The sequence below is a fragment of the Candidatus Dactylopiibacterium carminicum genome (genome assembly GCF_014736495.1).
In the GTDB taxonomy this organism is placed as follows: domain Bacteria; phylum Pseudomonadota; class Gammaproteobacteria; order Burkholderiales; family Rhodocyclaceae; genus Uliginosibacterium; species Uliginosibacterium carminicum.
This window is the reverse complement of sequence record NZ_MDUX01000078.1, coordinates 1-12,987: the sequence shown is the minus strand read 5'-3', so window position 1 is coordinate 12,987 and position 12,987 is coordinate 1. Positions and strand designations below refer to the sequence as shown.

Sequence of the window (12,987 nt, the reverse complement as noted above, 5' to 3'; positions counted from 1 at the left end):
ATGCTCACATCCAGTCGCCCGGCAACGTCCGCAACGCTATGTCCGCGATCGGTCACTTGCTTGACCGCTTCAATCTTGAACTCTTCCGTGTATCGCTTGCTACTCATAGACACCTCCACTTGGTTGCCAGCTTAAGGCTTCGAAGTGTCTAGTGAACCGGGGGCGATTCAATCTGCCTTTTGGCGGCATCCGCCGTTCCGGCTATGGCCGCGAACTGATTGGCCTTGGCATCAAGGAGTTCGTCAATCACAAGCTGATCGACATCGTTGATATCGACGCACCGTTCTGAACGCAAGGACCGCGCAAGCGGATTACCGGCTCCCCAAAGGGAGCCGGTTTTTTTGCCGCCGGGCCGCCCCAAAGCAAAAAGCCCCCTCGGGGGGCAGTGAACCCGCGTAGCGGGAGAACGTGGGGGCCTTCTTTTACCGCCGGGCAGCCCCAAGGCAAAAGCCCCTGCGGGAACCATTTGCGTGGCGACGCGCAGCCTCAGAACACCTGCCCTGTCGCGTTGAACGGCGGCGGAACCCAGGCCTGCACCGGCAGCCTGGCCAGCAAGGCTTCGATATCCACCTCGTCGCACTGCGCAGGATCCAGGAATCGGTCGGCATAATCCCGATACACGCCAGAGCGCAGGAAGAGACGGAAAAGCTCGGCATCCAGATGGCCGCCACCCGCCATATTGCCCATGATGCCCAAGGCCTCGGATAGTTTGGCAGGCTTGTAGGGTCGGTCTGCGGCGGTCAGCGCCTCGAACACGTCGGCAATCGCCATGATGCGCGCTGGCACGCTCATCTGCCCGCCCTCCAGCCGGCGCGGGTAACCCTTGCCATCCATGCGCTCGTGATGGCCGCCAGCGATCTCCGGCACCGCACGCAGATGGCGCGGGAAAGGCAGGCGGCTGAGCATCATGATGGTCTGCACGATGTGCTCGTTGATGAGATAACGCTCTTCCTCGGTGAGCGTGCCGCGCGCCACACGCAGGTTGTGCAGTTCGCCACGATTTAACTTGTGGCGCGGCACTTCCAGCTTGAAGCCCCAGGGATTGTCCGCAGTGAAACGCTCCTGGTCCGGGCGCTCGGTCACATGCTCGGGCCGATCGGCCAACAGGCGTTCGGTCGCCGGCAACGAAACCACCGGCAGCCCTTCGCGCTGGCGGCTTTCTTCCAGAGACAGACCCAGGCGGTCATCCAGCGTACGTTGCCAGGTGCGCTGTGCGATGACGTGCAGACGTTCGACATCCTCGGCTGCCAGGAACTCTCCGCCAACATTGCAGCGGGCGACAAAGGCAAATTCTTCATCCAGTGTCCGCCAGGTGTCGGCCAGGGCCTCGCGTGCCTGCACACGTGCAGCCTCCGGCAAACGCTCGCTCAGCCAGGTGATCTCCGCATCACGTTTGAGTACCTCGAAACGCATGCGGATCTCGTGGATGCGGTTGTAGAGGGTTTCAAGCTTGGTGGTCTTGTCGACCACATATTCGGGGGTGGTGATCTTGCCGCAGTCGTGCAGCCAGGCCCCGATATGCACGGCTTCCCAGTCTGCCGGTTTGAGGAAGAAGTCGCGCAGCGGCCCCTCGGTCTGAGCATCGGCAGCCTCGGCCAGCATGCGCGTGAGTACCGGTACGCGCTGGCAATGACCGCCGGTGTAGGGGCTCTTGGCGTCGATGGCGCCCGCGAGCAACTGGATGAAACTCTCCAGCAAGGCTTTCTGCGCCTCGATCAGGCGCCGCGTCTCGATGGCCACGGCCGCCGTGGATGAAAGTGCCTCGACAAAGGCCACCAGCGGATCGCGCCGGAACCGCTCGCCGGCGGGCAGCGGCGCTGCCAGCTCAAGCACCAGCACGCCCACCACTTCCTTGTCCAGCGTGGCCAGCGCCACGGCGAGAAGTTCGGGGCCATCCGCCGTGATTCGGCCAACGACGCTGCTGGAAGACAAGGCCGCCTGGACCACAGGGTGCGCAGCATCCACGCCGCATTGCAGGCTTTCTGCATATTCAGCACCGGCTTCGAGACCACGGCGGTGTTGCGAGCGGCGCAACTGGAGTGCTTCGGCATCGTACAGATAGAGCGCGCCGGAGCGCGCACGCGCCGCCAACGCGACATCTTCCAGCACGGAAGCCAGCAGGCGTTCCACGCTGGTCTCTGAATTCAGCGCACGGCTCACGTCGAGGAAGCGCGCGATGGTCGAGCGCATATGCAGGATGGCCTGCGTGAGCAGATCCATTTCGGTGATGCGCGAAGCGCTCAGCCTGCGCTGACGGAAATCGAAGCTCGCCAGTGCACGTGCCTCGGCCACCAGCAGACGCAACGGTTGGACGATACGCTGGATCAGCAGATAGCCCAGCGGCACCGACAACAGCACCATGCCGAGCGAGATCAGCAATTGCTGCTTGAGCACCTGACGGGCATCGGCGAACAGTTCGTCATGAGGCACCGCCATCAACACCCGGATGCCCTCCTTTGTCGTCCGACTTTGCTCCAGCAGGGGCAGGGAAATCAGCTCCCATTCGCGGAATCCTACTAGCTCCTGCTTGCGCGCCCCCAGCTCGTCCGGCAATACATTGGCGGCGATCAGGGCGGGCATGTCCGTCAGGCTGTCGATGCCGGCCAACGCCATTTCACCGCTTTCGGTCTGGTGCACCACACGGCTGGCATCCTCCAGCGCTACCACCGTACCTCGCGAAGACACCACGGCCACCTGGGATCCCGCGGTCAGTTTCAGGTCAGCGATCTCCTCGCCCAATTCGCGCAGCGTTGCGTCCGCGCCCACCACGCTGCCTGCATCGGTACTCCGGGCCAAGGTGGTGCCGACTTCCCGCGTGGTGTAGAAGAAATAGGGCTCGGTGATCACCGAGTCCTTGCTCTGCAATGCCTGCTGATACCAGGGGCGATTGCGGGGATCAAAGCTGTAGGTCGGCCGTGCCTGCCGGGAAATCAGGCGATGGGCCGCGTCATAGAACAGGAACTCGCCCAACTGGCTGCCATCCGGCCGATGCGTAAGCATCTGCACCATCATGTTCGTGCCTTCGGGCAGACGATAGATCTGCTTCAGCTTGGGCGTACGCACGCTGCGGAACAGGATGAAATCGCCATTCGGGTAGCCGACATACCAGGCGTCCATGATCGGATTGGTGGCCAGCACCGTGGCAGCCATGGGCACGGCGGAAAGACGCTCCTGTGTCGTCCCGGCACGTGCGATACCGTGGAAGGCAAGCAGGGCGAGCTGGTTCTCGGCCGGACGCAGGATGCCGTGAATCTTGTCCTGCAGGGCACGGGCGGCCAGCCGCACGGACTCATCCGTGGCCGAGGAGATCACCTCGCGCGTGCCCTGGTAAGTGTTCCAGACCAGGCTGCCAGCCACCAGCAGCAGCAGGAAGGTGCTGGCGGTGGCTGCCACGATGTGCAGCGGCACACGCCATCGGGGACGGAATTCCTGCGCGGTGAGCGGCATCACGGACTCCTTCAGACGGCTTGGCTTCAAGCGTAGAACAAGGCGAGGAGCTGCAGGTAGTGCTGTAGAGCGGCAAGGCGGCCCGACGCTTCATGCGCTCGAAGGCAAGGAAAGGCGGCGCGTCCGCCCCATCACCATGCTATCGGCTGTGCAGCCGCACCCGCTAGGCTGGCAAGATGGGCAAGGTTCGCTCCTCGGCGATACTGCGCGCCACGGCCTCGGTAAACAACATATAGCGCAAGCCATCCACGAAACGCGTATGGCTCACGTTTTCAAGCCCTCGAATGGCGCGGATGAATTCTTCTTCCACACGCCAGCCGCCAGCTTCTCCAGGCAAGGCATCCACCGGGCTGAACACCGTCTCGCCCTTGCGTGCGAGGCTCAGCCCGCCATCTGCGAAGCGCAGACTGGCCTCGCTGCCGCACAGCAGGATACTGCTCTCCTTGACTGCCCCGCAGATGCTGGAGACGGTGATCGTGGCCTGTGCGCCACAGGCCAGGTCGGCCAGCACCACCACATGCTCGGGTATGCGCACGCTGCGCAGCCGGCCGTCGCCATCCTGACGCTGCGTGACGAAGGTGCGCCCGCGCGCCGACACGCTGCGCGCTTCGCCCACCCAGCGCATCAGCGTTTCGTACCAGATGCCCAGGCTCATCACGTTCAGCCCGGAAAGCTCCGCATCCTGGCGCCAGGAAAGCGGTGCCGCAGGGTCGAGGAAGCGCCCGTCGAAAGCCCGAACCTCGACACTCAGCAACTGCCCCAGCACGCCTTCGCGCAGCAGACGCTGTACCGTGCGGTCCACGCCCAGCGTAAACGGCGCGGGCACCAGTTGTGCCACCAGATCAGGGCGGGCACGTGATGCAATCAGCATTCTCCGTGCTTCGTCGGCATCCATGGCCATGCGTGCTTCGCACAGTACATGCTTGCCAGCCGCCAACGCCGCCAGTGTGACCGGACAATGCAGATAGGGCCAGGTACCGATCATCACCGCATCGATGCCGGGGTCGTCGATCACCGCACGCCAGTGCGACGCCACACGTGGGATGCCGAGTTCGGCTGCCGCGCGCGTACCCGATTCGGGCGACCGGTTCGCCACGCTGACGATTTCCACTCCGGGCTGGGCGCGCAAACCCGGGATGTGCATGGCGCGGGTATTGGCCCCCGCACCGATGATGCCGACGCGGATCACCTGCTTGTCTGATGTCATGTTGAATCTCCGGTTCAGGGGTTAAGGTCGCCGGCATCGACGATGCCGGGAGCCTGACGCATGAAGCGATTTCTGGGGGAAGCGGTGCCACGGTGCCTATTCGGAATGTCATGGGGGTGCCATGGCAGCGACATGGTCCTGTGGCCTGGATGCCGATCCGGGGATTATCTGCCCGTGCCTGCCGAACTGAAACAGGCGACAAACAGCAATGCAGCATGGAGTCTGCTACAGACCTGGACGATCGCCACGCACAGGTGCCAGCCATGAGCACGCCGCGCCTGCTGGTGGCCTATGCCTCGCACGACGGCCAGACCCGGCGCATTGCCGAAGCCATCGCCGCCGGTTTCGAGACCTGGCAGGTGACGTATTGCGATCTGCGCCGCGAGCCGCTGCCCGCGCTACAGGCCCATGACCGCGTGCTGGTGGCGCTAGGGATACGCTACGGCCACTTCCCGCCCCAGGCGGTTGCCCGGCTGCGTGTCCGGATCAACGAGCTGCGCACCCACCCCGATGTCGCACTGATCGGTGTCTGCCTGTCCGCACGCAAGCCTCGCTACGCCGACCCACAACGCAGCGCCTATCTGCAGCGCCTGCTGCGGCGTCTGGTCTGGCAGCCAGGACGGCTGGCGATGTTCGCCGGTGCATTGCGCTATCCGCGCTACCGCTGGTGGGAGCAACGGCTGATGCAGCTGGTGATGCTGGTAAGTGGTGGCCCCACGAACCGCCGCACCGATACCGAATACACCGATTGGCGGACCGTAAGGCGTTTCGGCCTGGAATGGGCCCATTCCCCCATCCTCCCGGCAACGGGCACTGACGGATGCGAAGGAGACAACGAAACCACACGAGTACGTGGAGATCATGCCCTGATGATCCCCGGCGAAGCGGAGTGGGAAGCCCGCCGATAAGCCGGGTTCTGTCGCGCCGGCTCACGCCGGCGGGGCAGTCATTCCTCTGGGCGGCACGTTACCGTGACGCTCTAGCAGCCTACCCGGGGGCTCTGCGGGCCACATCGACGCCCCCCTATTTGGCCTTGCCCCGGATGGGGTTTGCCGTGCCAGTCCTGTTACCAGTCCTGCGGTGGGCTCTTACCCCACCGTTTCACCCTTACCTGATCCCTTGCGGGCCATCGGCGGTCTGCTCTCTGTTGCACTTTCCGTCGCCTTGGGTCTTTCGACTTATAGCGCCCGGCCGTTAGCCGGCATCCTGCCCTGCGGAGCCCGGACTTTCCTCCATGCACGCAAGCGCGCACAGCGACTGCCTGGCGAACTTCCCGGCGCGGATTATACGGGGGTCGGCTATTGTGGCCATAGGGTTTTCCTGAGCGCGTGCCACCTATGTTTTCAGCATTCCCCTGCCGTTAAGTGCAAGATGACGCGAAACGAGTCCGTATCGATCCACGAAATCCCATGATCAAGAAGATTCCCAGCACCGACCTGCGCGTCGGCATGTACGTCCACGAGCTGGACTGTGACTGGCTGGCGCACCCGTTCTTCAAGAGCCGTTTCGCAATCAGTTCGGAGAATCAGATCGCCAAGGTGATCGAGAGCGGCGCGCACTTCGTCTATATCGATACCGACCGTGGTTTGGACGTGCCCGATGCGCCCACGGAAGAAGAAGTCCGCGATGCACTGCAGCACGAGATGATCCAGCTGGCGACCGCCGAACATCCTGCAAGTACGCGTGTTTCGCGTCAGGAAGAGATCCAGCGGGCGCATTCCATCAAGGGGCAGGCGCAGGCGCTGGTGCGCAATGTGATGGCGGATGCCCGCCTGGGCCGCGCCGTCGAGATGGAGCGTGTAGATCATGTGGTGGAAAGCATCACCGAATCCATCCTGCGTAACAACGGCGCCATCGTTGGCCTGCTGACGATCAAGAACAAGGATGACTACACCTTCCTGCACAGCGTGAGCGTCTGTGCACTGATGGTTGCTTCTGCCGAACACTCGACCTGGACGCCGAGACCACCCGCCAGGCAGGCCTGGGCGGCCTGCTGCACGACACCGGCAAGGCCTTCGTGCCGGATGCGATCCTCAACAAGCCAGGCAAACTGACGGCGGCGGAATTCGAGATCATGAAACGCCACCCCAGCGATGGCCATGAGGTGCTGCGTAAAACGCCGGAGGTGGGGGCCATCCCGCTGGACATCACGCTGCACCATCATGAGCGCATCGACGGCAGCGGTTATCCGGACAAACTGGCGGAAGACCAGATCACGCAACTGGTGCGCATGTCGTCAGTCGTCGATGTGTATGACGCGATCACCGCCAATCGCTGCTACCACATCGGCATGCCGGCCACCGATGCGCTGCGCAAGCTGCATGAATGGAGTGCATTCCACTTCGATCCGAAGCTGGTACAGGCTTTCACACGTTGCGTAGGTATCTACCCGGTGGGTACGCTGGTGCGCCTGGAGTCCGGCCGGCTGGCCGTGGTAATGGAGCAAAACGACAGCAGCCTGCTTCAGCCGCGTCTTAAAGTAGTCTTCAGCACACGCAGCAACGCACGCGTCGAGCCCTACGATCTGGATCTCGCCCGCCCCATGGGCTCGGGCGGCGCAGACCGGATCCTCAACCATGAGGACCCGATCAAATGGCGCATCGACACCAGCCTGTTCATCGCGGCTTGATCGCCGCTGCCGTCCGGCCCTGAAAGACTCTCAGGTTTTCAGGGAGCGACCTTCTCTGGCGTGAACACCAGACCTGCCTCACCCTGCTCGAACCGGCCGAGCAGACGGCCAGGAATACGCTCGGGTTTCTCCTGGAACTTCTGTACCTGGCAAGCTTCCGTGCCGACGGCGTACCAGGTATCGCCCTGCTTGGCCACATAAAGCATGGCACGGATCTCGTAGAGCTCGATCGGCGCCATCGTGCGCGCACCAGGATCCACGGTATAGCGGCGCTGGCACTCCGGCAGGCGGGAGACAATGAAGCGCTGCTCGACCTGGCTGCTCCACACCCAGCTTTGCTCCCGCATCAGGCTGATCGAATGCTCCTTGCCATCGATGAGCATGGAGGCCGCGTCGTTCTCGCAAGCGCTCAGACCGACCAGCGCCATGACGGACAGCACCAGCATACGGATCTTCATCTCGTTTCCTCTCGGGCTCAGGCCAGGCGCCAGCCGATGGACTCACCCGCGCGCAGGGGCACGATGGGGTCTTCCGGCAGATAGTCCAGCGTCGCAGGAACCGTCCAGGCCTCCTTCACCAGCGTGATCCGCTCCTGACTGCGCGGCAGGCCATACCAATCCGCACCATGGAAGCTGGCGAAAGATTCCAGGCTATCCAGTGCATTCGCCGATTCGAAGGCTTCAGCGTACAGCTCGATGGCCGCATGCTCAGTGTAGCAACCGGCACAGCCACAGGCAGCCTCCTTGGTGCTCTTCGCATGCGGCGCGGAATCGGTGCCGAGGAAGAAACGCGGATTGCCGGAAGTCGCCGCGGCCAAAAGGGCCTGACGATGGATCTCACGCTTGAGTACGGGCAGACAGTAGTGGTGCGGACGAATCCCGCCCACCAGCATCGCATTGCGATTCAGCAACAGGTGATGCGCGGTGATGGTGGCGGCCACGTTGTCCGGCGCTTCACTCACATACTGCGCCGCCTCACGCGTGGTGATGTGTTCGAAGACCGAACGAAGATCCGGGAAGGCTTGCGTGAGCGGCGCGAATACACGATCAATGAACACGCGCTCACGATCAAAAACGTCAATGTCAGCATGGGTCACCTCGCCATGTACGCACAGGACCAGCCCGCGCCTCTGCATCCGTTCGAGCACAGGATGGACCTTCTCGATGGCAGTGACGCCCGCATCCGAATTGGTCGTCGCTCCCGCCGGGTAGAGTTTCACCGCATGCACGAAGCCGCTATCTACAGCACGGTCGATTTCGTCCGGAACCGTGTTGTCTGTGAGGTACAACGTCATCAATGGTTCGAACTTGAGATCTTCCGGAAGGTCTTTCAGGATGCGCTCGCGATAATCGGCCGCCTGGGCCACGGTAGTCACCGGCGGACGCAGGTTGGGCATCACCAGCGCACGGGCGAAACGGCGGGCGGCATCCGGTACGGTGATCCGCAGCGCAGCGCCATCGCGCAGGTGCAGGTGCCAATCATCGGGGCGAATCAGGGAGAGCGTTTGCATGGTTTTTCTTTCTTGCGGAATTCGCGGCAGGCGCAAGTGTAGCGGCTCCCCTGCCCGCCAGGGTCCGCATGCAGGCGGTACCTCCCCGGGCTATACTAGGCGCCCGATTTCTTCCTCCGCTTCTCCAGGCGGACGCGCGTGGCCACTTGTGGCACGATCCGCGCCCCCTTCCGCAGTCCTGATCGCGAAGCTTGGCATCACCCGTTTTTTGCCGCAGGACCGATCCAAGGCAAAACATCCCCTCGGGGGCAACGCCGCCGCGTCAGCGGCAAGTGTGGGGGCTTGTTCCACATCCGCAATCTCTACTCGAAAGGAGCTCCCATGGAGTCCCTGCACTTTCTGCCTGCGTGGCCTTTGAGCCTCGATCCGCTGGCCTGCTTCGGTATTGCACTGTTTATCGCCGTCAGTCTGGGCGAGCTTGCGGCCCGCTGGCTGCGTCTGCCCCGCATCACTGGCTATGTGGTCACCGGCATGCTGCTGAGTCTGTTGCCGTCCGGCCCGCTTGGCGAGTTGCGTGGTGGCGCCCATTTGATTTTTGAGCTGGCGTTTGCGCTATTGCTTTTCGAACTAGGGCAGCGCATTGATCTGGGCTGGCTGCGCCGCAATCCCTGGCTGCTGGCCGGTAGCCTGGGAGAGTGGCTGCTGGCTTTCCTGGCCGTCGGTGCTCTGATGTTGCTGTTCCAGCTACCCCCCTTGTTGACCGTGCTGGTAGCCGCACTGGCGGCCTCCACAGGCCCGGCCGTGATCCTGGGGGTATCCCGGGATAGCGGCGCGCGCGGCCAGATCTCGGACCGCCTGATGCTGTTCAGCGCGCTGGGCAGTTGCTACAGCTTCGTGGTGCTAGGCCTGGCCTATGCCTGGGCATACCAGGAACATGCGGCCTCCTGGCAGATCACCCTGCTGCATCCACTCTATCTGGTGGGAGGGTCGGTAGTGCTGGGGGCAGCGGCTGCATTGCTGGTGCTGCGCACGCTGGCACGCATCCGCCCGGGCAACAGCAGCCAGACGCTCGCCGCCATCGCCGTGATTGCCCTGGCCGTGGCGCTGGCCAAGGCACTGGATCTGTCCACCGTGGTCGCCCTGCTATTTGCCGGTATCCTGTCACGCAGCCTGGATCGTGAGCGCCGCTTGCAACCGATGGACTTCGGCCTGCTCAGCCGCGTGGCCCTGATCATCGTGTTCGTGGCCACCGGTACTCTGCTGCAGGCGGAGAGCTTCACAACCGCGCTGCTGCCGGCCATCGGCTTACTCGCCGCACGGGCATTGGGCAAGGGCATCGGGATCTTTGCCTTCGCCCGCCCCAGCGGTATCTCGTTGCGCAAGGCTTCATTGCTTTCCATTGGTCTACTGCCGATGTCCGGCGCGGCCTTGCTGTGGGTAGAGCGTACCGCCAGCATCTGGCCCGAGATGGGGGCACAGCTGGCCGCAATCGTGCTCACGGCATTGATCGTGATGGAAATGCTGGCCCCCCCGGCACTGCAATTCGCGCTGCGCCGCGCTGACGAAACCCGGGAGGACTAATCATGAGTGAATCCAATCTGGATCTCGAATTCACGCAATCCGAGGCGCTCTCACTGGGCGTGGAGCTGGAACTGCAAATCGTCAGCCGGCTGGATGGCGACCTGACGCAAGGTGCCACGGAACTGCTCGCACTGATCGAGCGGCGGCCACACCGGGGAGACTTCAAGCCGGAGATGACGGAGAGCATGATCGAAGTCAGCACCGGCGTGCACCGCGACAGCAACGAACTCGGTGCCGAACTGCTCTCGGTACGTGACACGCTGGTAGCCGAGGCTGACCGTCTTAACCTGTTGATCTGCGGGGGCGGAGCCCATCCTTTCCAGCACTGGGCAGAACGCAAGATCTTCGACAAACCGCGCTTTCATCAGCTCAACGACCTGTACGGCTACCTCGCCAAACAGTTCACGGTATTCGGCCAGCACATCCACGTCGGCTGCCCGAATGGCGACGAAGCGATGTTTCTGCTGCACGGGCTGTCCCGCTACATTCCGCACTTCATCGCGCTATCGGCAGCCTCGCCTTATTACCAAGGCGTGGACACGGCCTTCGATTCCTCGCGGCTGAATGCCATCTCGGCCTTCCCGCTCTCTGGACGCGCCCCGCTGGTGAAGCGCTGGAGTGAGTTCAACGAGTATTTCCACAACATGCAGAGCTTTGGCGTGGTGGAGAGCATGAAGGACTTCTATTGGGATATCCGCCCCAAGCCGGAGTTCGGCACTGTGGAGATTCGCATCTGCGATACACCACTGACCGTGCAGCGCGCCACGGCGCTGGCCGCCTACGCGCAGACTGTGTGCCGGTATCTGCTGGTGGAACGCCCTTTCCTGATCGAAGAATCGCTCTACGCCGTCTATACCTACAACCGATTCCAGGCCGCCCGCTTCGGCTTCGACGGCAATCTGATCGATCCGGGCAGCAAGACCATTACCAGTCTGCGCGACGATTTCAATGCCACGCTGGAAAACCTCGCACCCCACGCGGCCGAACTGGGCACCAGCACCTTGCTGCAGACCTTGCAGCAAGCGGCCAGCGAGGGGAACGACGCACGCTGGATGCGCGACACCTTCGCCCGGCAGCGCTCCTTTGGTGACCTGGTATGGCAACAGGCCCAGCTATGGCGAAACAGCCGCTAGCACCGCCATTGCAGCAATCAGAGCCGATGCGCGCGCATCCGTTGCGCATCGGCCTGTCGGCCCGACTGATGCACAAACCGCCAGCCGAGCTGGGTTTTCGCAACAAGACGCTGCAGTATCTGGAACAGTCGATCGCGCACTGGATCCTCGCCGAAGGCGCACTCGCTTTCATGCTGCCTACACTGGAGGATGCCGCCAGCGTACGGCGCGCGGCAGTCTCGGTGAGCGACTACGTGCGTGCCATCGACGGCCTGATCCTGCAGGGCGGCATGGATGTCAGCCCCAACAGTTATGGTGAGTTTCCGCTGCGTCCCGAATGGGGCGGAGATCGCATCCGCGATCTGTACGAACTGGATCTGATCTGGGAGTGCATCTTCCAGGGCAAACCCGTGATGGGTATCTGCCGCGGCTGCCAGCTGCTCAATGTAGCCTTCGCCGGCAGTCTCTACCAGGATATCGAAACCCAGGTGGCAGAAGCCCATCGTCACGTGGATGTCGAAGCCTACGATCAGCACACGCACGCGCTGGAGTTTGCGCAGGGTTCCCTGCTTGAACGCCTCTACCCCGTCACCGACGCCCCCCGGGTCACCAGCATTCACCATCAGGCCATCAACCGCCTGGGCAACGGTCTGGTCGTGGAAGCCCGCTCGGCAGGAGACGGCATCATCGAGGCGATGCGTTGGGAAGGTAGCAGCTTCGTCTATGGCGTGCAGTGGCACCCCGAATTCCACGCCGCGACCACCAGCACACTGCTGGACAGCACGCCACTGCTGCGTGAATTCCTACGCCAGGCACGCGCCCGCCTGCAGCGCGATAAGTAAAAAGCCCGCCATCCGGAGATGGCGGGCTTCCAGGAGACTGCTCAAGGAACGGCCTTTTGAGGAGACTCAGGGTTGCGGAGTCCAACCAGCTCCACTGTTGTAAGCAGAGAAGACCTCCGCACGCGTATCGAAAGCAGCAGCTTCGGTAGCAAACAGCTGATAGCTATAGGAAGAGCGCCCAGAAACATCTAGGGTGGTGCCACTCAGATCCGTGCTGCCATATTCACGCCAGCCAGTGGTCGCGGTTGCCGTGCTCGGGGTCGGTGCAGGCGACTCATACCAGCCCTTGCTCGCAATGTGGGTACCCATCTTGCAATTGATGAACAAGATATTGTCCTGGTACGTAGAGTCACCACCGGAACGCGCCAGGTAAGTCGACGCGGCAGAGCCCGTCGCCACCGTATTGCCTCCAGGCCCTGTGCCATTCGTCAGGGTGCTGTTGAGGAAGACGAACCCTTTGGCTCCAGACGGAGTGCGCGCCTGCAGGATGTAGCCGCCAGACGGAGTGCTGCCGTAGTAGGTGTCACCCACGGTACGAATTTCACTGTCCTCGAACAGAGTCGCTTGGCTGTAGCCCCAGATGAAGTCGACGTTCCCTGTCACCAGCGTGTTGTAGAACCAGTTGTAGCCCTTCACCAGAATGGTGTCCTGTTCGCTATGGAACTCTGAATCGCCCCGGGTTTCCTAGACAGCCCCGAGCTTCATGAAATACTGTTTTT

The 12,987-nt window shown here is 62.7% G+C and carries 11 protein-coding genes, 1 other RNA gene and 2 pseudogenes; 7 read left to right on the top strand and 7 right to left on the bottom strand.

The window, feature by feature from the left end; all coding sequences use genetic code 11:
• A partial coding sequence (locus BGI27_RS16285) for a transposase (protein ID WP_141239830.1) occupies positions 1-107 on the bottom strand: 107 nt, incomplete at its 3' end.
• A gap of 44 nt (positions 108-151) precedes the next feature.
• Here BGI27_RS16285 and BGI27_RS16280 point away from each other — a divergent pair.
• Positions 152-289, top strand: coding sequence for a hypothetical protein (locus BGI27_RS16280; protein WP_170943085.1), 138 nt, complete (start codon positions 152-154; stop codon positions 287-289).
• Between the two features lie 197 nt (positions 290-486).
• On the opposite strand, the gene BGI27_RS16275 is transcribed toward BGI27_RS16280, so the two are convergent.
• Together BGI27_RS16275 and BGI27_RS16270 are read right to left on the bottom strand one after the other, a co-directional pair.
• On the bottom strand, positions 487-3,447 hold the full coding sequence (locus BGI27_RS16275; protein WP_095525863.1) for an HD domain-containing phosphohydrolase: 2,961 nt from the start codon (positions 3,445-3,447) through the stop codon (positions 487-489).
• A 163-nt stretch (positions 3,448-3,610) separates the two neighbouring features.
• A complete protein-coding gene (locus BGI27_RS16270) occupies positions 3,611-4,654 on the bottom strand; it encodes a Gfo/Idh/MocA family protein (RefSeq protein ID WP_095525862.1) in 1,044 nt (347 codons plus the stop codon).
• A gap of 110 nt (positions 4,655-4,764) precedes the next feature.
• Here BGI27_RS16270 and BGI27_RS18930 point away from each other — a divergent pair.
• Positions 4,765-5,382, top strand: a pseudogene (locus tag BGI27_RS18930) (flavodoxin domain-containing protein); the annotation flags it as partial.
• A gap of 161 nt (positions 5,383-5,543) precedes the next feature.
• Here the strand turns inward: BGI27_RS18930 and rnpB are convergent.
• Positions 5,544-5,927, bottom strand: an RNA gene (gene rnpB / locus BGI27_RS16260) — RNase P RNA component class A.
• Positions 5,928-6,063: 136 nt separating this feature from the next.
• Between rnpB and BGI27_RS18735 the strand changes: the two genes are divergently transcribed.
• Both BGI27_RS18735 and BGI27_RS18730 read left to right on the top strand, forming a co-directional pair.
• Positions 6,064-6,708 (top strand): DUF3391 domain-containing protein, encoded by a 645-nt coding sequence (locus tag BGI27_RS18735; protein WP_317984306.1) that lies wholly within the window; start codon positions 6,064-6,066, stop codon positions 6,706-6,708.
• Positions 6,606-7,283 carry an HD-GYP domain-containing protein gene (locus BGI27_RS18730; RefSeq protein WP_338140503.1) on the top strand — a complete coding sequence of 226 codons (678 nt, stop codon included), beginning with the start codon at positions 6,606-6,608 and terminating at the stop codon, positions 7,281-7,283. The genes BGI27_RS18735 and BGI27_RS18730 overlap by 103 nt, the downstream gene beginning before the upstream one ends.
• Before the next feature lie 38 nt (positions 7,284-7,321).
• Here the strand turns inward: BGI27_RS18730 and BGI27_RS16250 are convergent, their stop codons facing one another.
• Together BGI27_RS16250 and pyrC are read right to left on the bottom strand one after the other, a co-directional pair.
• Positions 7,322-7,741, bottom strand: coding sequence for a hypothetical protein (locus tag BGI27_RS16250; RefSeq protein WP_095525861.1), 420 nt, complete (start codon positions 7,739-7,741; stop codon positions 7,322-7,324).
• Between the two features lie 17 nt (positions 7,742-7,758).
• Positions 7,759-8,793, bottom strand: coding sequence for a dihydroorotase (pyrC, locus tag BGI27_RS16245; protein ID WP_095525860.1), 1,035 nt, complete (start codon positions 8,791-8,793; stop codon positions 7,759-7,761).
• A gap of 321 nt (positions 8,794-9,114) precedes the next feature.
• On the opposite strand from pyrC, the gene BGI27_RS16240 reads away from it, so the two are divergent.
• The 3 genes from BGI27_RS16240 to BGI27_RS16230 are packed head-to-tail and all read left to right on the top strand — an operon-like array spanning position 9,115 to position 12,268.
• Positions 9,115-10,314 (top strand): cation:proton antiporter, encoded by a 1,200-nt coding sequence (locus tag BGI27_RS16240; RefSeq protein ID WP_095525859.1) that lies wholly within the window; start codon positions 9,115-9,117, stop codon positions 10,312-10,314.
• Positions 10,315-10,316: 2 nt separating this feature from the next.
• Positions 10,317-11,447: a YbdK family carboxylate-amine ligase gene (locus BGI27_RS16235; RefSeq protein ID WP_223871868.1), complete on the top strand. Its 1,131-nt coding sequence runs from the start codon at positions 10,317-10,319 to the stop codon at positions 11,445-11,447.
• A 26-nt stretch (positions 11,448-11,473) separates the two neighbouring features.
• Positions 11,474-12,268 (top strand): gamma-glutamyl-gamma-aminobutyrate hydrolase family protein, encoded by a 795-nt coding sequence (locus BGI27_RS16230; protein WP_095525858.1) that lies wholly within the window; start codon positions 11,474-11,476, stop codon positions 12,266-12,268.
• Positions 12,269-12,334: 66 nt separating this feature from the next.
• Here the strand turns inward: BGI27_RS16230 and BGI27_RS16225 are convergent.
• A pseudogene (locus BGI27_RS16225) lies at positions 12,335-12,922 on the bottom strand (pectinesterase family protein); the annotation flags it as partial.
• Between the last annotated feature and the right edge of the window lie 65 nt (positions 12,923-12,987).